At 65.5% G+C, this 24,550-nt stretch carries 28 protein-coding genes; 13 read left to right on the top strand and 15 right to left on the bottom strand.

All coding sequences use genetic code 11. From position 1 onward, the window contains the following. Both pdxA and rsmA read left to right on the top strand, forming a co-directional pair. Complete coding sequence (gene pdxA / locus OEZ49_RS04200; protein ID WP_263387145.1) at positions 1–960, top strand: 4-hydroxythreonine-4-phosphate dehydrogenase PdxA; 960 nt, start codon at positions 1–3, stop codon at positions 958–960. 84 nt (positions 961–1,044) lie between these two features. After that, the gene (gene rsmA, locus OEZ49_RS04195; protein ID WP_164127619.1) at positions 1,045–1,884 is read left to right on the top strand and encodes a 16S rRNA (adenine(1518)-N(6)/adenine(1519)-N(6))-dimethyltransferase RsmA; all 840 of its coding nucleotides are present in this window, start codon (positions 1,045–1,047) and stop codon (positions 1,882–1,884) included. Between the two features lie 86 nt (positions 1,885–1,970). Here the strand turns inward: rsmA and OEZ49_RS04190 are convergent, their stop codons facing one another. From OEZ49_RS04190 to prfA, 4 genes are all read right to left on the bottom strand, one after another. Further along, complete coding sequence (locus OEZ49_RS04190; protein ID WP_263387144.1) at positions 1,971–3,545, bottom strand: trimethylamine methyltransferase family protein; 1,575 nt, start codon at positions 3,543–3,545, stop codon at positions 1,971–1,973. A 171-nt stretch (positions 3,546–3,716) separates the two neighbouring features. Further along, on the bottom strand, positions 3,717–4,361 hold the full coding sequence (locus OEZ49_RS04185) for a DUF4167 domain-containing protein (RefSeq protein WP_263387143.1): 645 nt from the start codon (positions 4,359–4,361) through the stop codon (positions 3,717–3,719). Between the two features lie 234 nt (positions 4,362–4,595). Further along, a complete protein-coding gene (gene prmC, locus OEZ49_RS04180; RefSeq protein WP_263387142.1) occupies positions 4,596–5,438 on the bottom strand; it encodes a peptide chain release factor N(5)-glutamine methyltransferase in 843 nt (280 codons plus the stop codon). Continuing rightward, positions 5,435–6,490, bottom strand: a complete 1,056-nt coding sequence (gene prfA / locus OEZ49_RS04175; protein WP_263387141.1) for a peptide chain release factor 1 — start codon at positions 6,488–6,490, stop codon at positions 5,435–5,437. Before prfA ends, prmC begins: the two co-directional genes overlap by 4 nt. A 62-nt stretch (positions 6,491–6,552) precedes the next feature. On the opposite strand from prfA, the gene OEZ49_RS04170 reads away from it, so the two are divergent. Continuing rightward, positions 6,553–6,846, top strand: a complete 294-nt coding sequence (locus OEZ49_RS04170) for a hypothetical protein (RefSeq protein ID WP_164127629.1) — start codon at positions 6,553–6,555, stop codon at positions 6,844–6,846. On the opposite strand, the gene OEZ49_RS04165 is transcribed toward OEZ49_RS04170, so the two are convergent. The 4 genes from OEZ49_RS04165 to OEZ49_RS04150 are packed head-to-tail and all read right to left on the bottom strand — an operon-like array spanning position 6,787 to position 10,316. After that, on the bottom strand, positions 6,787–7,185 hold the full coding sequence (locus tag OEZ49_RS04165; RefSeq protein WP_263387140.1) for a DUF1499 domain-containing protein: 399 nt from the start codon (positions 7,183–7,185) through the stop codon (positions 6,787–6,789). The genes OEZ49_RS04170 and OEZ49_RS04165 overlap by 60 nt on opposite strands. Positions 7,186–7,194: 9 nt before the next feature. Further along, a complete protein-coding gene (gene speB, locus OEZ49_RS04160) occupies positions 7,195–8,142 on the bottom strand; it encodes an agmatinase (RefSeq protein ID WP_263387139.1) in 948 nt (315 codons plus the stop codon). Then, positions 8,139–9,101, bottom strand: coding sequence for an agmatinase (gene speB, locus OEZ49_RS04155; protein ID WP_263387138.1), 963 nt, complete (start codon positions 9,099–9,101; stop codon positions 8,139–8,141). Before speB (OEZ49_RS04155) ends, speB (OEZ49_RS04160) begins: the two co-directional genes overlap by 4 nt. Positions 9,102–9,152: 51 nt before the next feature. Continuing rightward, complete coding sequence (locus tag OEZ49_RS04150; RefSeq protein WP_263387137.1) at positions 9,153–10,316, bottom strand: M20 aminoacylase family protein; 1,164 nt, start codon at positions 10,314–10,316, stop codon at positions 9,153–9,155. 66 nt (positions 10,317–10,382) lie between these two features. On the opposite strand from OEZ49_RS04150, the gene mazG reads away from it, so the two are divergent. From mazG to OEZ49_RS04130, 4 genes are all read left to right on the top strand, one after another. Next, complete coding sequence (gene mazG, locus OEZ49_RS04145) at positions 10,383–11,204, top strand: nucleoside triphosphate pyrophosphohydrolase (RefSeq protein WP_263387136.1); 822 nt, start codon at positions 10,383–10,385, stop codon at positions 11,202–11,204. A gap of 125 nt (positions 11,205–11,329) precedes the next feature. Then, positions 11,330–12,271 (top strand): nucleoside hydrolase, encoded by a 942-nt coding sequence (locus tag OEZ49_RS04140; protein ID WP_263387135.1) that lies wholly within the window; start codon positions 11,330–11,332, stop codon positions 12,269–12,271. Continuing rightward, positions 12,268–12,717, top strand: a complete 450-nt coding sequence (locus tag OEZ49_RS04135) for a GNAT family N-acetyltransferase (protein WP_263387134.1) — start codon at positions 12,268–12,270, stop codon at positions 12,715–12,717. The genes OEZ49_RS04140 and OEZ49_RS04135 overlap by 4 nt, the downstream gene beginning before the upstream one ends. 100 nt (positions 12,718–12,817) lie before the next feature. Then, positions 12,818–13,084, top strand: coding sequence for a hypothetical protein (locus OEZ49_RS04130; protein WP_263387133.1), 267 nt, complete (start codon positions 12,818–12,820; stop codon positions 13,082–13,084). On the opposite strand, the gene OEZ49_RS04125 is transcribed toward OEZ49_RS04130, so the two are convergent. Continuing rightward, a complete protein-coding gene (locus OEZ49_RS04125; RefSeq protein WP_263387132.1) occupies positions 13,065–13,781 on the bottom strand; it encodes a haloacid dehalogenase type II in 717 nt (238 codons plus the stop codon). The genes OEZ49_RS04130 and OEZ49_RS04125 overlap by 20 nt on opposite strands. A gap of 107 nt (positions 13,782–13,888) precedes the next feature. Here OEZ49_RS04125 and OEZ49_RS04120 point away from each other — a divergent pair, with 107 nt between their 5' ends. Then, positions 13,889–14,185 carry an antibiotic biosynthesis monooxygenase family protein gene (locus OEZ49_RS04120; protein WP_263387131.1) on the top strand — a complete coding sequence of 99 codons (297 nt, stop codon included), beginning with the start codon at positions 13,889–13,891 and terminating at the stop codon, positions 14,183–14,185. 129 nt (positions 14,186–14,314) lie between these two features. Here OEZ49_RS04120 and eno read toward each other — a convergent pair whose 3' ends face one another. The 3 genes from eno to OEZ49_RS04105 all read right to left on the bottom strand — a co-directional run bounded on the left by eno (position 14,315) and on the right by OEZ49_RS04105 (position 17,196). After that, entirely contained in the window at positions 14,315–15,592 is a 1,278-nt protein-coding gene (gene eno, locus OEZ49_RS04115) for a phosphopyruvate hydratase (protein WP_164127652.1), read from the bottom strand. Positions 15,593–15,738: 146 nt separating this feature from the next. Continuing rightward, positions 15,739–16,650, bottom strand: coding sequence for a DMT family transporter (locus OEZ49_RS04110; protein ID WP_263387130.1), 912 nt, complete (start codon positions 16,648–16,650; stop codon positions 15,739–15,741). Positions 16,651–16,791: 141 nt separating this feature from the next. Next, a complete protein-coding gene (locus tag OEZ49_RS04105) occupies positions 16,792–17,196 on the bottom strand; it encodes an ACT domain-containing protein (RefSeq protein WP_263387129.1) in 405 nt (134 codons plus the stop codon). Between the two features lie 158 nt (positions 17,197–17,354). On the opposite strand from OEZ49_RS04105, the gene OEZ49_RS04100 reads away from it, so the two are divergent. Further along, on the top strand, positions 17,355–17,681 hold the full coding sequence (locus tag OEZ49_RS04100; protein WP_263387128.1) for a hypothetical protein: 327 nt from the start codon (positions 17,355–17,357) through the stop codon (positions 17,679–17,681). Positions 17,682–17,783: 102 nt separating this feature from the next. Here the strand turns inward: OEZ49_RS04100 and OEZ49_RS04095 are convergent, their stop codons facing one another. Continuing rightward, a complete protein-coding gene (locus OEZ49_RS04095; RefSeq protein ID WP_164127660.1) occupies positions 17,784–18,197 on the bottom strand; it encodes a Fur family transcriptional regulator in 414 nt (137 codons plus the stop codon). A 337-nt stretch (positions 18,198–18,534) separates the two neighbouring features. Between OEZ49_RS04095 and OEZ49_RS04090 the strand changes: the two genes are divergently transcribed. Then, on the top strand, positions 18,535–19,794 hold the full coding sequence (locus tag OEZ49_RS04090) for a DEAD/DEAH box helicase (RefSeq protein WP_263387127.1): 1,260 nt from the start codon (positions 18,535–18,537) through the stop codon (positions 19,792–19,794). A gap of 89 nt (positions 19,795–19,883) precedes the next feature. Here OEZ49_RS04090 and OEZ49_RS04085 read toward each other — a convergent pair whose 3' ends face one another. Beyond that, complete coding sequence (locus OEZ49_RS04085) at positions 19,884–20,609, bottom strand: endonuclease/exonuclease/phosphatase family protein (protein ID WP_263387126.1); 726 nt, start codon at positions 20,607–20,609, stop codon at positions 19,884–19,886. 55 nt (positions 20,610–20,664) lie between these two features. Here OEZ49_RS04085 and OEZ49_RS04080 point away from each other — a divergent pair, with 55 nt between their 5' ends. Then, positions 20,665–21,570 carry a DMT family transporter gene (locus tag OEZ49_RS04080; RefSeq protein WP_263387335.1) on the top strand — a complete coding sequence of 302 codons (906 nt, stop codon included), beginning with the start codon at positions 20,665–20,667 and terminating at the stop codon, positions 21,568–21,570. Between the two features lie 94 nt (positions 21,571–21,664). On the opposite strand, the gene OEZ49_RS04075 is transcribed toward OEZ49_RS04080, so the two are convergent. Continuing rightward, positions 21,665–23,083 carry a protein adenylyltransferase SelO gene (locus OEZ49_RS04075; RefSeq protein ID WP_263387125.1) on the bottom strand — a complete coding sequence of 473 codons (1,419 nt, stop codon included), beginning with the start codon at positions 23,081–23,083 and terminating at the stop codon, positions 21,665–21,667. A gap of 53 nt (positions 23,084–23,136) precedes the next feature. Between OEZ49_RS04075 and OEZ49_RS04070 the strand changes: the two genes are divergently transcribed. Continuing rightward, the gene (locus tag OEZ49_RS04070; protein ID WP_397545645.1) at positions 23,137–23,568 is read left to right on the top strand and encodes a cupin domain-containing protein; all 432 of its coding nucleotides are present in this window, start codon (positions 23,137–23,139) and stop codon (positions 23,566–23,568) included. 31 nt (positions 23,569–23,599) lie between these two features. Then, a complete protein-coding gene (locus OEZ49_RS04065; protein ID WP_263387124.1) occupies positions 23,600–24,490 on the top strand; it encodes a fatty acid desaturase in 891 nt (296 codons plus the stop codon). The last annotated feature ends 60 nt before the right edge of the window (positions 24,491–24,550 follow it).

Raw genomic sequence — 24,550 nt, 5'->3', positions numbered from 1 at the left:
GTGCGCCCCATCGCGCTGAGCTGTGGCGAGCCTGCCGGGATCGGACCCGAGATCGCCGTGGCGGCCTGGCGCGCGCTGCGCGCCGATTGCCCGTTTGTGTGGATCGGCGATCCCGGCCACCTGCCAACGGGCACGCCTGTTGCCCTGCTCGACACCCCCGGTGAAGCGGCCCAGGCCGCGGCAGAAGCCCTGCCCGTGCTGCCGCTGCCCTTCGCCGCGCCAACGACTCCGGGCCAGCCGGATCCCCGCAATGCCGCGGGCGTGATCGCCGCAATCGAACGTGGCGTGGCGCTGGTGCAGTCGGGAGATTGTTCGGCCCTTTGCACCGCCCCCATCCACAAAAAGGCGCTGATCGACGGTGCGGGCTTCGCCTATCCCGGTCATACTGAGTTCCTTGCCGCGCTCGCAGGCCGCGACCGCGTGGTGATGATGCTGGCCAGCGACCAGTTGCGGGTGGTACCCGCCACCATCCACATCGCCCTGTCCGATGTCCCGCGCACCCTGACGTCTGCGCTTCTGCGGGACACCATCGAGATCACCGCCACCGGCCTGCGTACCCAGTTCGGCATCGCCCGTCCCCGCATCGCGGTCGCCGGGCTGAATCCGCACGCAGGCGAAGGCGGCGCCATGGGCCACGAGGAACGCGACTGGATCGCGCCGCTTTTGCAAGAGATCCAGGGCGATTTTACCCTCACCGGCCCGCATCCCGCCGACACCATGTTCCACGCCGCCGCCCGCGCCCGCTATGACGCAGCCGTCTGCATGTATCACGACCAGGCGCTGATCCCTATCAAGACGCTCGACTTCGATCGCGGCGTCAACGTGACCCTCGGCCTGCCGTTCATCCGCACCTCGCCCGACCACGGCACCGCCTTCGACATCGCGGGTCAGGGCATCGCCAAACCCTCCAGCCTAATCGAGGCGCTGAAAATGGCGCGAGATATGGCAAACTCGGTCTGACCCCCTTCATTTCGCTGCAAAAACTCCCGCCGGAGACGAAATCCTCTGGCGCTTCCCCTGCTGCAACGCATACATCCTGAACCTATGAGCGCCATCGACACCCTGCCTCCACTGCGCGAGGTCATCGCCACCCACCAGCTCTCGGCCCGCAAGTCGCTGGGCCAGAACTTCCTGCTCGACCTCAACCTGACCGCCAAGATCGCGCGCCAGGCGGGTGATCTGAGCGATTGCGACGTGCTGGAAATTGGCCCCGGTCCGGGCGGCCTCACACGCGGGCTTCTGGCCGAAGGCGCGCGCCGGATCCTGGCGATCGAGAAGGACCCGCGCTGCTTGCCTGCTCTGTCCGAGATTGCCGAAGCCTACCCGGGCCGCCTCAAGGTGATCAACGGTGACGCGCTAGAGATCGACCCGCTGGCCTATCTGACCCCACCAATCCGGATCGCAGCAAACCTGCCCTATAACGTCGGCACCGAGCTGCTGGTGCGCTGGCTGACTCCGCCCGACTGGCCTCCCTTCTGGCAAAGCCTGACCCTGATGTTCCAGCGCGAAGTGGCCGAACGCATCGTCGCCCGGCCTGGCTCCAAGGCCTATGGCCGGTTGGCGATTCTGGCGCAATGGCGGGCCGAAGCGCGGATCGTCCTGTCGCTGCCGCCCGAGGCCTTCACGCCGCCGCCAAAGGTCTCCAGCGCCGTGGTCCACCTGACCGCCCTGCCCGAACCCCGGTATCCCGCGAACGCGGCCATTCTCAGCCGGGTCGTGGCGGCGGCGTTCAACCAGCGGCGCAAGATGCTGCGCGCCGCGCTCAAGGGCCTGGCCCCCGATATCGAGGACAGGCTGACAGCAGCGGGCATCGCACCAACCGAACGGGCTGAGCAGGTCTCGCTCGAAGCCTTCTGCGCCCTCGCCAGAGAGCTGGACCGTTGAACCGGGCAAAGGCAGAATTTCCCCGAAATTCTGTCACAGAAAATGTTCCATTTTCTGGCCGTTTCCCGGTCCGGGAAACCGCGGTTTCAGATTACTTGCGTCCCCGCGCCATGATGCACGGCATCCACGATGAACCGGTCGGCCGCCGCCACGATATCTGCGATCTCACGTCGCTGGTCCTCGCTCAATACCCCCTGCTCCGGCGCGGCGGCGATCAGCGACAGCGCCTTGTCGCGCGCCGCGTCAAATGCGGTGCGTCGACCCGACTTCTCGTAATCGTCGCGCCCTTGCCGCAGGAACACGCCCGGCTGGTGCTGATCCCGGCAGAGCGCCAGCGTATGGGTGCTGTCAAGGAAATGCCCGCCCGCGCGCACCTTTAGCATTTCCTCCCAGTTCAGCGCCTCGGCGCTGATTTCGGCGGGCTGCATGAAGCGCCGCACCATCGCCCCCACTTCGTCATCGAGGACCGCCTGCACCGGGCTGAACACGGTCGCACATTCCAGCTGTCCGACCCCGCCCAGGATATCGGCACCCGACAGCGCAACCGTCTGCGTGATCAGGGCCCGTTCGGCCATCGACTGGTGGTCGGCATCCGGCGTATCCGATCCCGACCCATAGGTATGCGTCGGCAGGCCAAATCCCTGTTTCATCAACTGCACCGCCATCGACGCCGCCTGGATCGATTCCGGGCAGGATTGCAGCGCCGAACCGGTCCGCATATCCAGCGTGAACATCAGCGGCACCGCAATTACCGGTGTCCCCGGCGCCAGCACATGTGTCACCGTCAGCATCGACAGGATCTCGGCCGCCGCCATCAATACCAGCCCGGCGCTGCTGAGCGGCGCGGTCCCGCCCGCCGAGGGCAGTGAGCAGGCATGCAGCGGCAGCCCAAGCGCACCGGCCTGAAGGATCACCTCGGTATCCATATACTTGAATTCCAGCGGCGAGAACGAACAGGTGATGACTGATGTGATCGGATGCGCCTTCAGCGCCGCCTCGCCCCCGGCCGCGACGGCGGCGACCTTCAGCAGGAACTCGATGTTCTCCTTGCCATAGGGCTGCATCCAGCAATGCTTGTCGGTGTGCGACACCATCTCGGCAAAGGAATGCACATCGGCTGTCACTTCGGGCACGCCGTGCACAAAGGGATGCGCGATGAAGCCGATCTGGTTCAGCCCGCTGGCCACGGCCGCCATCTCGCGCACCGCTTTCAGATCCAGATTGCGATACCTGGTATCGCGCGGGTCGACATAGCCGTGCGCGCCGGTGCCGGTGCGCATGATGAAACCGCCGTCCGCCCGGGGAATGGTCAGGTCAAGCGCGCGCCGCTTGCCCGCAAGCGCAAAGTCGCGCGGCGCCTCGGCAATCGCCTCCTCGACCAGCGCGCGCGGAAAGCGCAGCCGGTCGGCGTCGCGCCCGGGCGTGGCGCCCGCCGCAAGCAGCGCGGCGCGGGCGCGGGGATGGATGATTACGACGCCGTAATCGGCCAGCAGATCAAGACTGCGGCGACGCAGATCTGAGATCTGGTCGCCCGACAGGAACCCGAACCGGGTTTGCGCCAGCGATACGGGCGAGGCGCGGAATGCATCGGGTGTTGTTATTTCCGGGACTGGCGCTGTGCGGCGGCGGGTGCGGCGGGGTGCGGCGGTATTCGTTTCCATGGCAATTTCCCAAGTCAAAGGAGCGTTATGGCACACACCGATTAGACTCACTGCCTGCCGACTTGAGCAGCGAGACGGTGCCGCAAGCCACAGATTCGGTCAATTCCCCCGTAACAACAAAAAGCACCGCCCAATTTGGCGGTGCGCGCGTCTGTTCAAGATCAGACTTGTTTATTCTGCCGCTTCGGCGGGGCCGCCACCAGGTTGCGGATCGGTCGGCTCGTCTGCCGCCGCGGGTTTGCGCGTCCGCGGACGGCGCGGCTTTTTGGGTTTGGGCTCGGCCGCACCCTCGGGCTCGGCTGCCGCTTTAGGCTCGGATGCCGCGCCCTGCGGCGCCGGTTCCTTGCGTTTCGGGCGGCCACCGCCACGGCTTTCGGGCGTTTCCACCAGTCCCGAGTCGTCCTCGACCTGGTCGTTCGTTCCCATGTCCAGCAGGCTCGGCTGCGGCGCATCGGCAAGATCTGCGGGCGTGTTGCTTTCCCGCTCCTGCCGCTCGGCCCGCTCGCGGTCGCGCTCGACCTGACGTTCGCGGTTGTGACGCTCCTGCTCTTCTCGGCGCGCGTCGATCTCGCGCTGCGCCTCGCTCAGCAGCCGGGTATAGTGCTCGGCATGCTGCTGAAAGTTCTCCGCAGCCACCCGGTCGTTAGCCAGCTGCGCATCGCGGGCAAGCTGGTTGTACTTCTCGATGATCTGCTGCGGCGTGCCGCGCACCTTGCCCTCGGGGCCGGAGCTGTCGAACACGCGGTTGACGACATTGCCGCCAGTGGGCCGGTTGCGGTTGTTTTTCGACCGCGAACGGGATTTGGACGATCTCATATTGTTAACGTCAGCCTTGTTGGTCTCTGCCGATGAACCCCTCGATGCCGCTGGCGGAATTTGCTGCCGGGTCATCGACTTTTTGGGCGTGTTGTCGGGGATGCACCGTATCCTGCGCATCAAATGCCGCGACAATCCCGAGTAACCACGTTCAGCCGCCGCAGACAAGAGGTTTGGCCGAAAAATATCAGTATTTCGATCAGGATTGGCACATTTGCACCGCACCAGACCGGGTTATTCCACCAAGACTGCCGTCACGACACGGTCGCGCCCGTCCAGATCCGGAATCACCCGGACGCCCGACAGACCCGCCGCTTCGAAGAGTTGCGACACCGCCAGCGCCTGTGTCGGGCCGATCTCGACCATCAGCCGACCGCCAGACCGCAGGTGATCAGGCGCGCCAGCGGCGATCCGCCGATAGGCGCCCAACCCGTCGCCGCCATCGGTCAGCGCCATCCGGGGTTCGTGCTCGATTACCTCGGGCGCCAGCCCCGGCATCTCCTCCAGCGCGATATAGGGCGGGTTCGAGACGATCAGGTCGAACCGCCCGGCCACCTGCGCGAACCAGTCCGAGGTCCGCACATCCGCCCGGTCGGCCACCCGGTGCAGCACCGCGTTGGCGCTGGCCTGCAAGCAGGCCACTTCGCTCAGATCGACACCAAGCCCGGTCGCCTCGGGCCGCTCGGCCAAAAGGGTCACCAGAATGCAGCCCGACCCGGTCCCCAGGTCCAGCACCCGTTCAAACGGTGCGCTCAGCGCCGCCTCGATCAGGATCTCGGTCTCGGGGCGCGGGTCCAGCACCTCGCCCGAGACCTTGAACCGGCGGCCATAGAATTCGCGCTCGCCCAGCAGATGCGATACCGGCACCCGGACCGCCCGCAGTGCAATCAACTGCTCGTAACGCTCGGCAATATCCGGGGCCAGATCCTCGGGCGCGATCAGGGTCACGCGGCTGGCCTCGATCCGCGCGGCATGGGCCAGGAGCAGCCGCGCATCGCGGGCTGGGTCGGGCACACCGGCGGCGCGCAGCCGGGCGGTGGCGGCAACCATGGCCTGGGCAGCGGTCTGACCGCTCATTGCCCCATCTCGGCCAGCATCCGCGCCTGCCCGTCGGCGATCAGCGCGTCGATCACCTCGTCCAGATCGCCCTGCATCACCGCATCGAGCTTGTAGAGCGTCAGGTTGATCCGGTGATCGGTCATCCGCCCCTGCGGGAAATTATAAGTGCGGATCCGTTCCGACCGGTCGCCGGTTCCCACCTGCGCCGAGCGGCTGGCCGAGCGTTCGCTGTCCAGCCGCTGGCGTTCAAGGTCGTAAAGCCGGGTTTTCAGCACCTGCATCGCGATCTCGCGATTGCGGTGCTGCGACTTCTCGGAACTGGTCACCACGATGCCGCTGGGCAGGTGGGTGATCCGTACCGCCGAATCGGTGGTGTTCACGTGCTGCCCGCCGGCACCAGACGACCGCATCGTGTCGATGCGGATATCGCCCGGATCGATCTGGATATCGACATCCTGCGCCTCGGGCAGCACGGCCACCGTCGCGGCCGAGGTATGGATGCGCCCACCGCTCTCGGTCTCGGGCACCCGCTGTACCCGGTGCACGCCGCTCTCGTATTTCAGCCGGGCAAAGACATTCTCGCCGCTGATCCTGGCCACCACTTCCTTGATGCCGCCCAGCTCGGTCTCTTGCAACTCGATCAGCTCCAGCTTCCAGCCGCGCGCCTCGGCATGACGCTGGTACATGCGTAGCAGATCGCCCGCGAACAACGCCGCCTCGTCGCCGCCGGTTCCGGGCCGGATTTCCAGCATCGCGGGCCGCGCGTCGGCCTCGTCCTTGGGTAACAGCGCCAGTTGCAGCGCGCGTTCGGCCTCGGGCAGGCGCGCCTTGAGCAGCGGCAGCTCCTCCTCGGCCAGCGCCTTCATGTCCGGGTCCGACAGCATCTCCTTTGCGTCGGCCATATCGGAACAGAGCTGCCGCCAGGCGGCAATCTGCTCGACCACCGGGCGCAGGTCGGAGTATTCCTTGGCCAGCCGCGCGATATCGCCGCCCGAGGCGCCATCGGCCATGGCCGCCTCCAGATAGTGGAAGCGCTGGGTAATCTGGTCTAGGCGTTCTTCTGGGATCATTGCGGCGGTGTCCGATATCCGGGGGCTTTGGTCAAGGGGCTGGGCTGTGCTAGCTTAGGCGCATGACACGTATTCTCGCCCTGATCCTGATGTTTGCGTCCCCGGCTCTGGCCGATGTCGTCGGCCCCGGCGGCAAGACCATCGACTGCTATTGCACCGACACATCCGGCAGCCGGGTGGAACTGGGCGAAACCATCTGCCTGCAAGTCGACGGGCGCATGTTCATGGCGCAATGCCAGATGTCGCTGAACGTACCGATGTGGCGCGAGGTGTCCGAGGGCTGCCTGTCCTCTGGCCTAGTGCCTCAGCGCCGCAAGCCACTGATCGACACGGTCGCGGTTTACCCCAAGATCTGAGCGCCCGAACCTGAGCCGCCCCCAGATCCGCAGCGTATCGCCATCCTGCCAGGCCGTGGTGTAGTCGGGAAAGCCGAACACGCGGCTGCGGGTGACATATGTAACCATGCCCTGCCCGACCGACCCGGCCAGCACCCGCGTGCGCGGGGTGGCGCGCGCGACCGCATCCAGTCGCACCAGCCCCTCCGGCCCGGTCACCACGGCACGCAGAACACCGCCCTTCATGTCGCGGTCCGCCGCCACCGCCGGGCGCTGGTGCCAGCGCGCCGGGTCCGAGGGCGCAAGCCTGATCCAGACAAGCCCCAGCACGACCAGCGCAATCAGGAACCAGACCAGCATCCGCACCGCTCAGCGCGCCCGCACGCCGGGCAGCACGCAGAGCAGTTCATAGAGCAGATTGGCCGCCGTCAGCGCCGTGTTGCCCGAGGTGTCATAGGGCGGCGACACCTCGACCAGATCGCAGCCGACGATATTCAGCCCCTTCAGTGCATGGATCAGTTCCAGCGCCTGTGGCGTGGTCAGCCCGCCGATCTCGGGCGTGCCGGTGCCGGGCGCATAGGCCGGATCGAGACTGTCGATATCATAGGTCACATAGACCGGCCGGTCCCCGATATCGCGGCGGATCTCCTCACCCAACGGCTTCAGGCTGCGGTGCCACAGCTCCCAGGCCGGGAAATGCTGAAATCCCCAACCCTGCGCCTCGGTAAAATCGGTGGCCGCATAACCCGATCCGCGAATACCGATCTGATAGGTCTTGTCGGGCTGGATCAACCCTTCCTCATAGGCACGGCGGAACACGGTGCCGTGTGTTTCACGCTCGCCGAACATCTCGTCGTTTACATCCGCATGGGCATCCACATGCACCAGCGCCACCGGGCCATGTTTGGCCGCAATCGCCCGCAGGATCGGCAGGGTGATCGAGTGATCGCCCCCCATCGCCACCGGGATCACGTCATGGGTCAGGATCGCGTCATAGCTCTCCTTGATGATACGCAGGCTGTCGGCCAGCGAAAACGTGTTGATCGCCAAATCGCCGATATCGGCAATCTGCAAACTGTCAAAGGGCGCCGCCCCGGTCGACATGTTATAGGGCCGGATCATCGCGCTTTCGGCGCGGATCTGTTTCGGCCCAAACCGTGTGCCCGAGCGCCACGAGGTGCCGATATCCATCGGCACCCCCAGAATGGCCACGTCCAGCCCCCCCAGCGCCTGCGCCTGCGGCAGCCGCATGAAGGTGTTCGGCCCGGAAAACCGGGCCAGATCGTTGCCACCTATGGGCTGGTTGAAATCGCTCATACCAGCTTGTTCCACCCCAGCAGACAGATGAGCTGCGTCGCCACATGCGCGCCTGCGATAGCGGTCGCGCCGGTGGTATCATAAGGCGGAGAGACCTCGACCACGTCACCGCCCTTGATGTTGATGCCGCCCAGGTCGCGCAGCATGATCGCGGCCTGCATGGAACTCAGGCCACCCCAGACCGGCGTGCCGGTACCAGGCGCATAGGCCGGATCCAGCGCGTCGATATCAAAGGTCAGATAGACCGGATGATCACCGACAATCTCGCGCACCTGTTTGGCAACCGCCGCCGCGCCACGCTCCTCGACCGCGCGCGCGTCGATGATGTTGAACCCCATCGTGTCCGGGTTGGTGGTCCGGATGCCGATCTGCACCGAGCGCGCCGGGTCCACCAGCCCAAGCTTCACCGCCTTGTAGAACATGGTGCCGTGGTCGATCCGCTCCATGTTGTCATCGGCCCAGGTGTCCGAATGGGCATCGAAATGCACCAGCGACATCGGCCCGTATTTCTCGGCATAGGCCTTGAGAATGGGGAAGCTGATATAGTGATCCCCACCCAGCGCCACGGTCGGCACATCCGCGGCCAGAATGGTGCGGATATGGTCGCTCAGACGGTCCGGAAAGGCCGCCACATCGGCATAATCAAAGGCCAGGTCGCCATAGTCGACAATGGCCAGATCGCTCAGCGCCGCAAACGGCCAGCCATAGGGTTCGTCCATGGATTGCAGCGTGCTCGCCTCGCGGATGGCACGCGGCCCCATCCGGGTGCCGGTCCGGTTGGTCACCGCCTGGTCGAACGGCACGCCCGTCACCGCGACATCGACGCCTTGCAGGTTCTTTGTATAAAGCCTGCGCAGGAAGGACACCGCCCCGCCAAACGTGTTCTCAAAGGCCAGCCCCTTGAGTTCCGGTACGGTGAACGCCTCGTCCACCGCATTCTTCGCATCTTCTAGAGCCACTTTTTCTTGCTCCTCCTTGGGTTCCCGGCGGGTTGGCGACGCGCGTCAACGTCAAGCCACCGGCTGTGCCTTCTCCACGATCCTCGCAAAAAAGGACGCCCCCACCGGCGCGATCTCGTCGTTGAAATTGTATTTCGGATGGTGCAGCCCGGCGCCCTCGCCCTGGCCGATGAACAGATAGGAACCGGGCCGTTTTTCGAGCATATAGCTGAAATCCTCGGCCCCCATCTCGCGCCCGCCATCGGCCACCACATTGGTCGCGCCCGACACCTCGCGCGCCACCTCGACGGCAAACGCGGTCTTGGCGGCATCGTTGATGGTGGCGGGATAGCCCACCTGGTAATCCAGCTCGGCCGTCACCCCATAAGAGGCCGCCTGCCCCGCCACGATCTCCTTCATGCGGCGCATCACCATCTGCTGCACCGCCGGATCAAAGGTCCGCACCGTACCGTTCAGATAGGCGGTGTCGGGAATGACGTTGTTCACGGTGCCGGTATGGATCTGGGTGACCGAGACCACCAGATCGTCCAACGCATAGTGGTTGCGGCTGACGATGGTCTGGATCGCCTGTGCGATACCGCAGGCCGCCATCACCGGGTCGATCGTCTCATGCGGCATGGCGCCATGGCCACCACGCCCCTGGATATGGATCTCGAACGAATCCACCGCCGCCATCAGCGGTCCGGGCGTGGTATAGAATGCGCCTTCGGCATGGCCCGGCGCATTGTGCAGCGCATAGACCTCGCCGATATCGAACCGCTCGAGGATGCCCTCGCGCACCATTGCATCGGCGCCGCCACCCTCTTCCTCGGCGGGCTGAAAGATCAGCGCCACCCGGCCGCTGAAATTCCGCGTCTCGGCCAGATATCGCGCCGCTCCCAACAGCATGGTGGTATGCCCGTCATGGCCGCAGGCATGCATCTTGCCCGGGTTGGTGGAGGCATAGGATACCCCCGTCTCCTCGGGGATCGGCAACGCATCCATATCCGCGCGCAGCCCGATGGTCGGCCCATCGCCCTGCCCGCTGATGATCGCCACGATGCCGGTCTTGGCAATGCCCTCGTGCAGCTCGTCCACCCCGAATTCGCGCAGCCGCTCGGCGACAAAGGCCGCCGTCTGATGGCACTCGAACTCCAACTCCGGGATGGTGTGAAGATGCTGGCGCCACGTGGCCATATCGGCTGCGAAATCGGCGATGCGGTTGATGACGGGCATGAGGTCTGGACTCCGGGGCCTTGCTGCGGGATGGATGCATCTGACACAGGAACGAGGACCGCCGCAATGCCCGATGACACGCTGATCCACGACCAGACAGCCGGAATCGAGCGCCTGCTGGAGATCATGCGCCGCCTGCGCGATCCCGAAACCGGCTGCCCGTGGGACATCGAACAGGACTTCGCCACCATCGCCCCCTACACGATCGAAGAGGCTTATGAAGTCGCAGACGCGATCGAGCGCGGTGCTTGGGACGAGCTCAAGGGCGAGTTGGGCGATCTGCTGTTCCAGTCCGTCTTTCACGCCCAGATGGCCGCCGAGGCGGGGCATTTCACCTTTCAGGACGTGGTACGCACCATGTCCGACAAGATGGTCGACCGCCACCCGCACGTGTTCGGAGACGAGACGCGCGACAAGTCCGCCGAACAGCAGACCCGCGACTGGGAGGCAATCAAGGCCACTGAGCGGGCAAAGAAGGCGCAGCAGGGTGCGCTTGACGGGGTGGCCCTCGGCCTGCCCGCCCTCCTGCGCGCCTACAAGCTGCAAAAACGCGCCGCCCGTGTCGGCTTCGACTGGGGCGATGTGGGCCCGGTGCTCGACAAGATCGCCGAAGAGACCCGCGAACTGGTCGAGGCGCGCGACAGTCTCGATGCGGATGCCATCGAGGATGAATTCGGCGACCTTCTCTTTGTCCTTGTCAATCTCGGCCGCCACCTCGGCGTTGAGCCCGAAGCCGCCTTGCGCCGCACCAATGCCAAGTTCACCCGTCGTTTCGCCCAGATCGAGGCACGGCTGGCGACACGGGGCAAGACCCCCGAGGACAGCACGCTGGACGAGATGGACGCGCTCTGGAATCAGGTCAAGGCGCAGGAAAAAACCCGTCCCTGACCCTTCATTCCGCCGCAAATACTCCGGGGGAGCGCCGCCAGGCGCGGGGGCAGCGCCCCCTGCCTGCCTCTGGACAGACACCCCCGCACCTGTCACCACTGACCCCGACACGACCGGAGACGCCCATGCCCCCCCGCAAGATCATCATCGACACCGACCCCGGCCAGGATGACGCCGTCGCCATCCTGCTGGCGCTGGCCAGCCCCGACGAGATCGAGGTGCTGGGCATCACCGCCGTCGCCGGCAACGTGCCGCTACCGCTGACCGCGAAAAACGCCCGCATCGTCTGCGAACTGGCCGGTCGGCCCGATGTACCGGTCCATGCCGGGTGCGACGCACCCATCGGGCGCAAACTGGTCACCGCCGAACATGTGCATGGCAAGACCGGGCTCGACGGCCCCGACCTGCCCGATCCGGTGATGCCGCTGCAAGAGGCGCATGCCGTCGATTTCATCATCGACACCCTGCGCGCCCAGGCGCCGGGCACGGTGACGCTCTGCCCGCTGGGACCGCTGACCAATATCGCCACCGCCTTCACCCGCGCGCCCGACATCGTCTCCCGCGTGCAGGAAATCGTGCTGATGGGCGGCGCCTATTTCGAGGTGGGCAACATCACCCCCGCCGCCGAATTCAACATTTACGTCGACCCTGAAGCAGCTGATATCGTGTTCAAATCCGGTGCACCCATCGTGATCATGCCGCTCGATGTCACCCACAAGGCGCTGGTCACCAAGGCGCGCAACGACGCCTTCCGCGCCCTCCGCACCCCTGTCGGCATTGCGGTCGCCCAGATGACCGATTTCTTCGAGCGCTTCGACAAGGAGAAATACGGCTCCGAAGGCGCCCCCCTGCACGACCCTTGCGTCACCGCCTATCTGCTCAACCCCGATCTGTTCTCCGGTCGTCACATCAATGTCGCGGTCGAGACCACCTCGGACCTGACCCTCGGCATGACCGTCGCCGACTGGTGGCGGGTCACCGACCGCGCGCCCAACGCGCTCTTCATCGGCGACATCGATGCCGACGGCTTTTTTGCGCTCCTCACCGAACGGCTGGCCCGGCTATGACCGCCGCCTTGCATCTCGCTCGCCTGGACGATCTCGACCGGATCGCGGCTATGGTCTCGGCCTCTCATACCGAAGCCGGTCTGCAAGGGACCGACGAGGCGCGCCGCGATGCCTTGCGTCCGCTGCTTGACGGTATCCCGCATGGCTGCGCCTACCTGATCGGCCCGGCCCGCGCCCCGCTCGGCTATGTCATCGTCACCTTTGGCTGGTCTATCGAATTCGGCGGGCTCGAAGGGTACATCGACGAAATCTGGCTGCGTCCCGCCGTGCGCGGCCGCGGCATCGCCAGCGAGGTTCTCACAGAACTGCCCAAGGCGCTGGCCGCAGCGGGCATGAAGGCGCTGCATCTCGAAGTCGGGCACCAAAACGAACGCGCACAAAGCCTCTATTCCCGCGCCCGTTTCGAACCACGCCCCGACTTCATGCTGATGAGCAAGCGCCTTTGAGACGCACTCTGCGACCTCAAAACGTTTTTTCCCCTGACCGCCTGGCCGTGACGACGCTACGCTGACCGCTTTAACGTAGCTCGCGAACAGGGAAAACATCATGGAACAGCTCATTGCACAGGTTCTGGGCGGCGCTCTTGGCGGTACTGGCGGCGGTAAGTTGATGCGTCAGGCAGATATGGGCGGTATCGGCAATGCCGTCGCCGGAGCCATAGGCGGTCTTGGCGGTGGTCAGATCCTGGGCGGGCTGATGGGAGCCGGCAGCGTCAATCTGAGCGCGCTCACCAGCAACCTGGTGGGCGGAGGCATCGCCGGTCTGTTAGTTCAGGTGGTGGTAGGTCTGGTCTTCAAGCGCCTGCGCAGCTGACCTCGCCCCTGGATCGGAGAACCAGAATCTGCGCCGCCAGATCAGCAAAATCCTCGGCTATCACGTCCCAATCACTCTCTGGACGCAGATCCTGCACCTGCCCTGGCCCATGCTCCCGAGGTCGGGCCACGAAACCTGTTCGTAACCCAACCGCGCGCGCAGCGGCCAGATCCGAGTTATGCGCGGCCACCATCATCACCGCCTCGGGTGGCAGTCGCAGCGCCGCGCAAGAGGCCAGATAGACCTCTGGCTGCGGCTTGTATCCGCGCGCCAGATCTGCCCCCAGAATGCAGTCCCAAGGCAGCCCAGCATGCCGAGCCAGACGGGTCATCAAGGCAATCGACCCGTTGGAACATGGCGCGATCATCGCCAGCCTCTTCAACGCCGCCAATCCCTGGATCACATCCGGCCAGGGATCCAACCGCTCCCAGGCGGCATTCAGCGCCAACCGGTCCGGCACCCGAACACCAAAGGCCCGCGCCACTGTGTCGAGGTTCTCTAGATGCAGATCATCGAGCGGCACATAGCCCCGCGCGCCCTCGCGAATACGCGCCATCGCCGGATCATACTCCCCCCGCCAGGCCGTGGCAAAGGCCTCGGCATCGACCTCAGGCAAGACCGCCGCCACCTCGCGCGCGACAGACGCGCGCCAGTCCACGCATGTCCCGAACACATCGAAAATCAGCGCCTCGACCATGCCCCAGCCTCCCTTGCCCCCACTGTGCTACAATGGGCGCATAGCGGCGGGCGGATTGCAATGCCGCGTTACGGACCCGTCCCGCCCCGAACCAGGAGGACACCGCCATGATCATGCGCATCTTTCAGGTCACGACCCGACCGGGCAAGGAAGCCGAGTTCGCCGAATTCTTCCACAGCACCGCGATCCCGCTGATGAAAGGCACCGAGGGAATCGTCCAGGTTCTACCCGGTGCGCCGCGCCCCGATACTCCGCGCGACTTCAGCTTCGTGATGATCTGGCGGGATCTCGACGCGCTCAAGGCCTTTGTCGGCGAAGATTATCAGAGCCCGCATATCGACCCTGCCGAGGCCGAACTGGTCGAATCCCGGACAATCCGGCACTACAGTTTCGTGGCCGACTGAAAGGGTCGCGCTTCTTTCTGGTGGGCAATACTCCGGGGGAGCCGCCCAAAGGGCGGTGGGGGCAGCGCCCCCGCATTTTTTCGTGAAAAAATGTGCTCAGAAAATCTCAGATTTTCTGCCCGCGCCCGATCAGCCGCGCAGGATCGAGCGGCCGGCGTATTCTGCCACTTCCCCCAGCGCTTCCTCGATACGGATCAACTGGTTGTACTTGGCCAACCGGTCCGAGCGGGCCAGCGAACCGGTCTTGATCTGACCGCAATTGGTCGCCACAGCCAGATCGGCAATGGTGGCATCCTCGGTCTCGCCCGACCGGTGGCTCATCACGTTGGTGTAGCGCGCGCGATGCGCCATATCGACCGCCTTCAGCGTCTCGGTCAGCGACCCGATCTGGTTCACCTTGACCAGCATCGAGTTGGCACAGCCCTTGGCAATCCCCTCGGCCAGACGCGCCGGGTTGGTCACGAACAGATCGTCGCCCACCAGTTGCACCTTGCCGCCCAGACGGTCGGTCAGCGCCTTCCAGCCGGCCCAGTCATCCTCGGCCATGCCGTCCTCGATCGAGATGATCGGATAGTCGGCCACCAGTGCCGCCAGATAATCCACGTTCTCTTCGCTCGACAGGGTTTTCCCTTCTCCGGCAAGCACATATTTGCCGCCCTTGAAGTATTCCGTCGCGGCGCAATCCAGCGCCAGGTGGATCTCGTCGCCGGGCTTGTAGCCCGCCTTTTCGATGGCTTTCAGGATGAAGTCCAACGCGTCGCGGGTGCTCGACAGGTTCGGAGCAAACCCGCCTTCGTCGCCCACACCGGTCGCCAGACCCGCCGCCGACAATTCCTTCTTCAGCGTGTGAAACACCTCGGCGCCCATACGCACCGCGTCACGGATGTTTTCCGCCGCCACCGGCATGATCATGAATTCCTGGATGTCGATCGGGTTATCGGCGTGTTCGCCGCCGTTGATGATGTTCATCATCGGCACCGGCAACACCCGCGCCGAAGTACCGCCGACATAGCGGAACAACGGCTGGGTGGTGAAATCGGCGGCCGCCTTGGCCACCGCCAGCGACACGCCGAGGATCGCGTTGGCGCCCAGGCGGCTCTTGTTCTCGGTGCCGTCCAGTTCGATCATCGCGGCGTCGATGGCGACCTGTTCGGTCGCGTCAAAACCCACCAGTTCCTCGGCGATCTCGCCGTTGACGGCGGCCACCGCCTCCAGCACGCCCTTGCCCATGTAGCGGCTCTTGTCGCCATCGCGGCGCTCCACCGCCTCATAGGCCCCGGTCGACGCGCCCGAGGGCACGGCGGCGCGGCCCATGGTGCCGTCTTCCAGGATCACGTCCACCTCGACGGTCGGGTTGCCCCGGCTGTCCAGGATCTCGCGCGCGTGAATGTCGATGATGGTGCTCATGAAATCGGTCCCCGACTCTGCAATTGGATTGCCGCCCTCATAGCAGCAGCCGTGTGAAAGTAAACCACGCTCGTTACCGCTAACACGCAGAAAAACCGCTGGTTAGGGCTAACATTTCATTGTTTGCGCCAACAGGCGGCGCTGGTTCACGCCACAGCGGCACCGTGCCGCGCCGGAACGCGGGCCCGCGCCATCGCGCGCGCCAGACGCCGCTCGCGCAGGAAAGTATAAAGCCCCGACCCGATGATCAGCGCCGAGCCCGCCAACGTCAGCAAGTCGGGCCGTTCGCCGAACACCAGCATCCCGGCGAGGATCGAGAACAGCAACCGCGAATACCGGAACGGTGTCACCACCGAGGCCTCGCCGACCCGCATCGCGGTGACGATGCCATAATAGCCCAGAACCCCGAACAGGATCGCGCCCGCGTAGGGGACCCAATGCCCCGGCGCCACCGGCACCGGCGCGGTTCCCGACAGCACCAGTATTCCCGCGCCCCCAAGGATCAGCGCCAGATAGGCCTGGAACGATACCACGGCCGAGGCCACATGCGCGTCGATCCGCCGGGTGATCAGGTCGCGCGCCGCCACGCTGACGACCGAGGCCAATATAAGCAGTTGCGCGGGCTGGAACCCGGCCATGCCGGGGCGAATGATCATCAGAACACCAATGAAACCAACGGTGATCGCGCTCCACCGGCGCCAGCCCACCTTCTCGCCCAGAAACAGCGCCGCCCCCATCGTCACCACCAGCGGCATCGCCTGGAACACCGCCGCCACGGTGGAAAGATCAACCAGCGACAGCGCGGTGGCAAAGGTCAGCGCGCTCACCGCCTCTGTCGCGGCGCGGATCAGCAGAAGCGGCGACCAGGCCGCCCGGCTGAAAACCCTTTTCCGCGTCGCCACCGCCATGATCAGGAAGGTGGCGCCGCAGAACACGCCCAGCACCAGCAGGATCTGACCGATCGGCACCGTGGCGGACAGTTGCTTGATGAACATGTCCTCGATCGAAAACGCCGCCATGGCGGCGACGACCAGAAGGATACCGTTGACATTGTTCATGAGCGCACGCCTCGACAGGGCCCCCGAGGGCCGGATTTTGCCCGCAGCCAAAGCGCAAGCGCAGCGCCGCCGCAAGGCCAAATCCCCCATCACCCATGAAAAGACGTGGACCGCCCCATCGCGTCCCGTGATGCCGTGCCGCTAATCCCCCGCGCCGCGCGCGATGTCCGAAAGGATGCGCATCGCGTCCGCCGCGCGTTCCTCGGGCACGAACAGGTGATCGTGATAAAAGCCCGAAACCGGGTTCACCCCCATGCCATGACGCGCAAGCGCACTGGCGATCCGCGCGATGAACCCCACCGCCGCCAGCGAGGAATGCACCTCCAGCGTGATCATCCGGCAGGGAAATTCGAACGCCAGCCCCTGCGCCTCGGCCTCGGATTTAAGAAGGATCAGCGTTGTGCCCTCGGCCTCGCGAAACATCATCCGGGGGTGCAGCCCGGCAGGCACCGCGCCGTCCTCCAGCGTGACAAAAACATAGACCCCCTCCGCCAGCCGGGCCGACAGGCTCTGCAACAGGATGTCGAGGTCGGTTTCTCCGCTCATCTCATGTTCTCCCTTGGCACCCGCAATACTAGGCCGGGGTCGCCCGGATCGAAAAGTGCCGATCCGCAAGGCGCCTGTACAGGAATGGTTTGAGATCAAGGACCCCTGCACTACACTGTCCCAAGGACTGCTTCATTCTCAACCAACGGTGTATCCCCATGACACGTCTGTTTACGCTTTCCGCCCTCTGCATTGGTCTTTCCACGCCTGTATTTGCCGCCGACGCCTGCCCCTGGGCCGATGGTCAGTACGCATTTAGCGAACATGGCATCTATGGCGACTTCGCCGTCAACGGCGATTGCACCGAACTGGTCTGGGACCGACTCAGCAACGCGCCCGAAACCACCACCCTGGAACGCAGCAAACATGGCTGGAAAGGCAAGCTCAGCAAGGCCGATGTGGAACTGCTGGACAATGGCGACAGCCTGCGGGTCACCGGCACTGGCGGAGCCATGCGCCAGGTCAAGGCAAAACGCGAAAACTGAGCCCAAAGACCCCGCCGACAACGGCCCCTGCTTCTTTCTGGTTCGGAATACTCCGGGGGAGTCGCCCGGCACGGGCGACGGGGGCAGCGCCCCCTATACTCCTTACCCTTTGCGCAGCGGCACGCCGTAAAGCTCCAGCTTGTGCCCCTTGAGCCGGTATCCCAGCTTGGCCGCGATGCGTTCTTGCAGCGCCTCGATCTCGGGATCGCAGAACTCGATCACCTCGCCCGAGTTCAGGTCGATCAGGTGGTCGTGATGGTCGCGCTCGGCATCCTCGTAGCGCGCCCGCCCGTCGCCGAATTCCAGCCGGTCGAGAATGCCCGCCTCCTCGAACAGTTTGACCGTCCGATAGACCGTCGCGATCGAGATCCCCGAATCCATCCTGGACGCGCGGGCATACAGCTCTTCCACATCCGGATGGTCCTCGCTCTCCTCCAGCACCTGCGCGATGGTCCGGCGCTGGCCGGTCATGCGCAGGCCCTTGGCCTCGCAACGGGAGATGATCGGTTTGGACATGGGCGTATCCTGTCACGGTATTCGGGAATCGGGTTTACATGCTGTTGCGCCACAGGGCCAGCCGCGATTGGTACCGGGCAGTTGACTTTTCCCCTCCAAGCCGCCACATGGGGCCCTACGCCAATGTCCTCTGCCGCGTGAGCAGATGAAAAGACGTGCGGGGACAACCCGCCAGCCCGAACAAGGAAGGGCCTCGACAGGACAGGCGCAACAGTTCCCACATTCACGCATGGGGCAAACCGCTGGACCGGTCCGGGGCATGAGGCTGCCGGATCCGAGGCTCCGCGGACCCGCTCGTGACGCCGTGCCATTAGGGGTGCGGTGTGAAAGGATTATTGTGAGCGATTTTGATATGATGGGTCTCGACACGGCCCTGGTGAACCGCCTGTCCAAGATGGGCATCACCGAACCGACCCCGATTCAGGCCCGCGCCATACCCGAGGCACTGAACGGCCATGACGTGATGGGCCTCGCGCAGACCGGCACCGGCAAGACCGCCGCCTTTGGCGTGCCACTGATCACCCTCTTGGGCCAGGTCGGCCGCAAACCGGCGCGCGGCACCGTGCGCGGACTGGTGCTGGCCCCCACCCGCGAACTGGCACAACAGATCGCCGAAACGCTCAAGGCGTTGACCGAGGATACCCCGCTCAAGGTGGCGATCGTGGTCGGTGGCGTGTCCATCAACCCGCAGATCAAGCGCCTGGAACGCGGTATCGACATTCTGGTCGCCACCCCGGGGCGCCTGATGGACCTGATGGAACGCCGCGCCGTCGATCTGGGCAGCTGCTCCTTCCTGGTGCTGGACGAGGCCGACCAGATGCTCGATCTGGGCTTCATCCATGCCCTGCGCAAGATCGCGGCGGTGCTGCCGAACGAACGCCAGACCATGCTGTTCTCGGCCACCATGCCCAAGCTGATGAACGAGATCGCCCAGAGCTATCTGAAAAGCCCGCGCCGGATCGAGGTCTCGCCCCCGGGCAAGGCCGCCGAAAAGGTGACACAGGTGGTGCATTTCATTGCCAAGGCGGCCAAGACCGATCTGCTGATCGAGCTTCTGGACACCCATCGCGACGAACGCGCCATCGTGTTCGGCCGCACCAAATGGGGCTGCGAGAAGCTGGCCAAGACGCTGGAAAAGGCCGGTTTTGCCACCGCCGCCGTACATGGCAACAAGAGCCAGGGCCAGCGTGACCGCGCCATCGCCGCCTTCAAGGAGGCGGAGGTCCGGGTTCTCGTGGCCACCGACGTGGCCGCGCGCGGACTGGATATCCCGGACGTGAAGCATGTCTACAACTATGAACTGCCCAATGTGCCCGACGCCTATGTGCACCGCATCGGCCGCACCGCGCGGGCGGGCAAGGACGGCGCGGCCATCGCCTTCTGCGCACCGGACGAGATGGAGGAACTGGCAGCCATCCAGAAAGTGATGAAGGCCGCGATCCCGGTCGCCTCGGGGCGCCCCTGGCAGCCGATGGACGACCCCGCAAAGCCGGCGGCCAAGAAAGGCCCGCAACGGGGCGGCGGCGGCAAACCCGGCGACGCGCGCCGCAGCCGCAGGGGTGGCCGAGGCCGCAGCGGACCGCGCAAGGCGGCCTGACAGGGATGTTTCGCCGCCTGACGGCGGCGACAAGCCGGGGGGCGCTGCCCCCCGGTCCCCCCGGGATATTTTCGGCAAGAGGATGGGGATCAGGTCGATCTGACCAGATCGGCCCAGACCGGCAGGTGGTCCGAAGCGATATGGGCCGGGCGCTCGGCATGCACGCCATGCGCCGTGACCGCCAGTCCGGCGCTATACGCGATCCGGTCGAGGGCGCCCAGGGGCTGCGGCGATGGAAAGCTGGGGCGCGGCGGCAGGAACCGCATCATCGGCGCCAGGTGATCGAGCACCGGCTGGCGCGACCATTCGTTGAAATCCCCGGCCCAGACCGTGGGCATCGCCTCCAGCCGGTCCATGTCCCGCGCCAGATGCACCACCTGGTCACGCCGTGACGCGCTCAGCAGCCCCAGGTGCATGCCGATCACCCGCAAGGGGCCGATGGGCGTGTCGAACTCGACCCGCACAGCGCCGCGCGGTTCCAGCCCGGGCAGATCGTGATGAGCGGTGGCGCGCAGGGCGATATCCGATCCCTGCCAGATCACCGCGTTGCCATGCCAGCCCAGCGACCCCGCGCCGCCAAGATCGGCAATCTGCCACCCCGCCTCGTTCAGCACGAAATGCGGTAGCGCCGCAGGGCGCGGCGGCAGACGCTTGTCCGCCTCCTGCAACACCACGACCTGCGCACGCAGCGCGCTCAGCACCTGCAAGGTGCGGCGCGGCTGGCGGCGCAGGTCGAGACCCACGCATTTCTGGATGTTGTAGCTGGCAAGACGCAGGGTCTGGGGTCGGTGCATCGGGTCGGCCGGAGATCTCATGCCCCTGTCATGCGGGAGGTCGTGCCGCAACGCAAGGGGGCGGGATATGCTTGACATGTGCAGGAACTGCGCCTCCTTTGGGCGCATGGAAGAAAAACGCCCCGTCGACGCGGCCGGAGCCGCCGCCCTGATCGGCATCGCCGCGCTTCTGGCCTTCAACCAGGTTGTGATCAAGATGACCGGTGGCGGGTTCGGCCCGGTGTTCCAGGCCGGGCTGCGCTCGGCCATCGCGCTGGTCTTTCTGCTGGGCTGGATGCGGGTGCTGGGCAAGCCGGTGACCTTTCCCCGCGCCGCGATTCTGGGTGGGCTGGTGACCGGGCTGCTCTTTACCATCGAGTTCATGGCGATCTTTACCGCGCTCGACCTGACGACGGTATCCCGCTCGTCGATCCTCTTCTACTCCATGCCGATTTGGCTGTCGCTCGGCGGGCATGTCCTGCTGCCGGGCGAGCGTCTGTCGGGCCTACGGATCGCGGGGCTGGGGTTGGCGATGGGCGGCGTGGTGCTGGCGCTGCTGGAGCGCGACGCGGCTCATGTCAGCCTGAAAGGCGACGCGTTGGCGGTCTTTGCCGCCATTTGCTGGGCCGGACTGGCGCTGGTGGTGCGGATTACGCCCCTGGCGCGGGTTTCGGCAGAACTACAGCTGATGTGCCAGCTGGTGGTTTCGGCCCCGATCCTGCTGGTGCTGGCGCCGGTGTTCGGCGACCTGTTTCGCAACCCGCAGCCGTTGCACTGGGCCGGGCTGATGTTCCAGGCCATTGGCGTCGTGGGCCTGGGCTTCATCATCTGGTTCCGGCTGCTGGCAACCTATCGGGCAAACGGGGTCGCCTCGTTCAGTTTCCTGTCGCCGGTACTGGCGGTGATCTTTGGCTGGCTGGTACTGGGCGAGCATGTCGGCGGCCAGGTCTGGCTGGCGCTGGGGCTGGTGGCGGCCGGTATCTATCTGATCAACCGACGCTAGGGCCGCAAAGTCAGTTGGGGGCGCTGCCCCCCGGGATCAAAATTCACTGAATTTTGCCCCCTTCCCCCCGGAGTATTTTTCGCGAAATGAAGGCTCAGGTGCCGCAGAACGTGGCCTGCACCACTTCGTTTTCCGCAGGCGGGCGGGTCAGGTCGATGTGATCCGGCTGATCCTCGTAAGGGCGCGCAAGCACGGAATTGAGCCGATGGAACGGGGCATAGTCGCCGCTCACCGCTGCCGCGATCATCTGCTCGACCCGGTGGTTGCGCGGGATAAAGGCCGGATTTCTGCCCCGCATCACCGCCTCGGGCGCGGCCTCGCAGGCCAAACGCTGCCGCCAGCCCTGGGCCCAACTGTCATAGGCGGTCGGATCGGCGAACTGGTCGCGGGCTTTGGGTGCGCCAAGTGCCCGGAACGTGTTGGTGAAATCGGCCTGCCCCCGTGCCATGCGCACCAGCAGGTCAGTCACCAGCGCCTTGTCCCCTTCGACAGGCCGTTCGATGCCGATCTTGGCGGCAAAGACGCGCAACCATTCGCGCTCCAGCAGGCCGGGCATTGCATGCACGATCCCGGTGGCCTCTTCAACGGCGGCCTTTTTGTCCTCGGCCTGCTGGATCAGCGCTGTGGCCAGCTGTGCCAGGTTCCAGACCGCGATATCGGGCTGGTTGGAATAGGCATAGCGCCCATAGCGGTCGATCGAGGAATAGACCGTATCCGGATGATAAGTGTCCATGAAGGCGCATGGACCATAGTCGATGGTCTCCCCCGCGATCGAGCTGTTGTCGGTATTCATCACCCCGTGAATGAACCCCACCCCCATCCAGCGCGCGATCAGTCGCGCCTGTGCGTCGCGCACCGCCGTGAGCAGACCCATAGGCCCATCGGCATCCGGATAGTGGCGGGCAATGGCATAGTCGGTCAGCCGTTTCAGGTGCCCGATCTCGCCCCGCGCGGCAAAGACCTGGAATGTGCCCACCCGCAGGTGGCTTTGCGCCACCCGGGTCAGCACCGCGCCGGGCAGAACCTGCTCACGCCGCACCGCCTCGCCGGTCTCGACTGCCGCCAGCGCGCGGGTGGTGGGGATGCCAAGCGCGGCCATCGCCTCGCTCACCACATATTCGCGCAGCACAGGGCCCAGCCAAGCCCGTCCGTCACCGCCGCGCGAATAGGGCGTGCGCCCCGCGCCTTTGAGCTGTATGTCGCGGCGGATACCGTCGCTGCCCACCACCTCGCCCAAAAGAATCGCGCGTCCGTCCCCCAATTGCGGGTTGTAATTGCCGAACTGGTGCCCGGAATAAAGCTGCGCCAGCGGCTCGGCCCCCTGCGGCAGCGCATTTCCGGCAAAAACCTGCGCCATTTCCCCGACCTCGCCCGGAGTGATGCCCAGAAGCTGCGCCAGGTCGGCGTTGAATGCGACAAGGCGCGGCGCCTGCACCGGGGTCGGCGCCTGTACCGAGTGAAACCCACCCGGCAGGCGGGCGTAACTGTTGTCGAAGGGGATCGCGATTGTCATGCGCCCAAGATATGCTCGCCCGAGCGAAAGACCAGCCCCAAGCGAGAGAGCCGATGCCTGATCCCATGACCGCCGAAGAGACCATCCGCCGTCTGGAGCTGGAACCCCACCCCGAGGGCGGCTGGTACCGGCAGACCTGGATCGCCGACAATCCGGGCCGCGCCAGCGGCACCTGCATCTATTTCCTGCTGAAATCGGGCGAGCGCAGCCATTGGCACCGGGTCGACGCGACCGAGATCTGGCTCTGGCACGCGGGCGCGCCGCTGGTCCTGTCGAAAAGCGCGACCGATACCGGCCCAGCCACCGATCACCTGCTAACCCCTGATCTGGACGCAGGCGCGCCGCAACAGATCGTGCCGTCCGGCTGGTGGCAGGCCGCGCGCAGCACCGGCGAATACACGCTGGTCAGTTGCACCGTCTCGCCCGGCTTCCGGTTCGAAGGGTTCGAACTGGCGCGCCCCGGCTTCGACATCCCCCGCGCTTGACCTGCCCCGCCGCCTGGCTACGCTCGACCGCATGGACCACAAGACACTTGTCGCCAGCCTGCCGCCCGAGACCCGCGCCCACCTGACCGCGCGCTCGGACTCGGCCGGTCTGAGACATCTGACCGTATACGCAGCGCTGCTGGGCCTGTGCAGCCTCGGCATTGTGATGCAAGTCCCCATCTGGCTGCTGCTGATGCTGCCGCAGGGTATCCTGCTGGTTTTCCTCTTCACCCTCTGCCACGAATGCACCCACCAGACGCCGTTCCGCTCGACCTGGCTGAACGAGGCGGCGGGACATGCCTCGGGCGCCCTGATCGCCCTGCCCTTCACCTGGTTTCGCTACTTCCACCTGGCCCATCACAAATGGACAAACGACCCCGCGCGCGATCCCGAACTGGCAGGCGGGCCGCGCCCGGGTAACCGGCGCGCGCTCATGGTCTACCTGACCGGATGGCACTACTGGACCGGCATGGCATGTGTCCTGTTCGACAACGCCCGAGGCCGCATGACGGCCCTCTACCTACCGGAACGCCAATACCCCGCCATGCGGCGCGAGGCGCGGGCGCTGCTCGCCCTATACGCCCTGGTGCTGGCCAGCCTTGCCGTCTCGCCGCTGGCTCTGTGGCTCTGGCTGCTGCCCCTCGCCATCGGACAGCCCTTCCTGCGCCTCTATTTGCTGGCCGAACACGGGCTCTGCCCGGCGGCCGCGGATATGCTGGAAAACTCGCGGACCACCTTCACCACCAGGCTGGTGCGCTTCCTGGCCTGGAACATGCCCTATCACGCCGAACACCACGCCTTTCCGTCGGTGCCCTTTCACCGGCTTCCGGCCTTCCACCGCTGGACCCGGGCGCATCTGAAATCCACCTCGGAAGGCTATACCGGTTTCACCGCGCACTACCTCGACAGTCTCCCCGACTGATCGCCCCTTCCTCTTGCCACAAATATCCCGGGGGTGAGGCCGCATGCCGAGGGGGCAGCG

This window comes from Ruegeria marisflavi, from assembly GCF_025673445.1.
GTDB lineage: Bacteria > Pseudomonadota > Alphaproteobacteria > Rhodobacterales > Rhodobacteraceae > Ruegeria_B > Ruegeria_B marisflavi.
The sequence above is the reverse complement of the archived record's forward strand: the minus strand, read 5'-3'. Positions and strand labels throughout refer to the sequence as shown.

Coding starts and splice junctions, on each gene's coding strand:
- rsmA (WP_164127619.1), top strand. CDS start 1,045: ATGAGCGCCATCGACACCCTGCCTCCACTGCGCGAGGTCATCGCCACC.
- OEZ49_RS04190 (WP_263387144.1), bottom strand. CDS start 3,545: ATGGAAACGAATACCGCCGCACCCCGCCGCACCCGCCGCCGCACAGCG.
- OEZ49_RS04185 (WP_263387143.1), bottom strand. CDS start 4,361: ATGAGATCGTCCAAATCCCGTTCGCGGTCGAAAAACAACCGCAACCGG.
- prmC (WP_263387142.1), bottom strand. CDS start 5,438: ATGAGCGGTCAGACCGCTGCCCAGGCCATGGTTGCCGCCACCGCCCGG.
- prfA (WP_263387141.1), bottom strand. CDS start 6,490: ATGATCCCAGAAGAACGCCTAGACCAGATTACCCAGCGCTTCCACTAT.
- OEZ49_RS04170 (WP_164127629.1), top strand. CDS start 6,553: ATGACACGTATTCTCGCCCTGATCCTGATGTTTGCGTCCCCGGCTCTG.
- OEZ49_RS04165 (WP_263387140.1), bottom strand. CDS start 7,185: ATGCTGGTCTGGTTCCTGATTGCGCTGGTCGTGCTGGGGCTTGTCTGG.
- speB (WP_263387139.1), bottom strand. CDS start 8,142: ATGAGCGATTTCAACCAGCCCATAGGTGGCAACGATCTGGCCCGGTTT.
- OEZ49_RS04150 (WP_263387137.1), bottom strand. CDS start 10,316: ATGCCCGTCATCAACCGCATCGCCGATTTCGCAGCCGATATGGCCACG.
- mazG (WP_263387136.1), top strand. CDS start 10,383: ATGCCCGATGACACGCTGATCCACGACCAGACAGCCGGAATCGAGCGC.
- OEZ49_RS04140 (WP_263387135.1), top strand. CDS start 11,330: ATGCCCCCCCGCAAGATCATCATCGACACCGACCCCGGCCAGGATGAC.
- OEZ49_RS04135 (WP_263387134.1), top strand. CDS start 12,268: ATGACCGCCGCCTTGCATCTCGCTCGCCTGGACGATCTCGACCGGATC.
- OEZ49_RS04130 (WP_263387133.1), top strand. CDS start 12,818: ATGGAACAGCTCATTGCACAGGTTCTGGGCGGCGCTCTTGGCGGTACT.
- OEZ49_RS04125 (WP_263387132.1), bottom strand. CDS start 13,781: ATGGTCGAGGCGCTGATTTTCGATGTGTTCGGGACATGCGTGGACTGG.
- OEZ49_RS04120 (WP_263387131.1), top strand. CDS start 13,889: ATGATCATGCGCATCTTTCAGGTCACGACCCGACCGGGCAAGGAAGCC.
- eno (WP_164127652.1), bottom strand. CDS start 15,592: ATGAGCACCATCATCGACATTCACGCGCGCGAGATCCTGGACAGCCGG.
- OEZ49_RS04110 (WP_263387130.1), bottom strand. CDS start 16,650: ATGAACAATGTCAACGGTATCCTTCTGGTCGTCGCCGCCATGGCGGCG.
- OEZ49_RS04105 (WP_263387129.1), bottom strand. CDS start 17,196: ATGAGCGGAGAAACCGACCTCGACATCCTGTTGCAGAGCCTGTCGGCC.
- OEZ49_RS04100 (WP_263387128.1), top strand. CDS start 17,355: ATGACACGTCTGTTTACGCTTTCCGCCCTCTGCATTGGTCTTTCCACG.
- OEZ49_RS04095 (WP_164127660.1), bottom strand. CDS start 18,197: ATGTCCAAACCGATCATCTCCCGTTGCGAGGCCAAGGGCCTGCGCATG.
- OEZ49_RS04085 (WP_263387126.1), bottom strand. CDS start 20,609: ATGAGATCTCCGGCCGACCCGATGCACCGACCCCAGACCCTGCGTCTT.
- OEZ49_RS04080 (WP_263387335.1), top strand. CDS start 20,665: ATGTGCAGGAACTGCGCCTCCTTTGGGCGCATGGAAGAAAAACGCCCC.
- OEZ49_RS04075 (WP_263387125.1), bottom strand. CDS start 23,083: ATGACAATCGCGATCCCCTTCGACAACAGTTACGCCCGCCTGCCGGGT.
- OEZ49_RS04070 (WP_397545645.1), top strand. CDS start 23,137: ATGCCTGATCCCATGACCGCCGAAGAGACCATCCGCCGTCTGGAGCTG.
- OEZ49_RS04065 (WP_263387124.1), top strand. CDS start 23,600: ATGGACCACAAGACACTTGTCGCCAGCCTGCCGCCCGAGACCCGCGCC.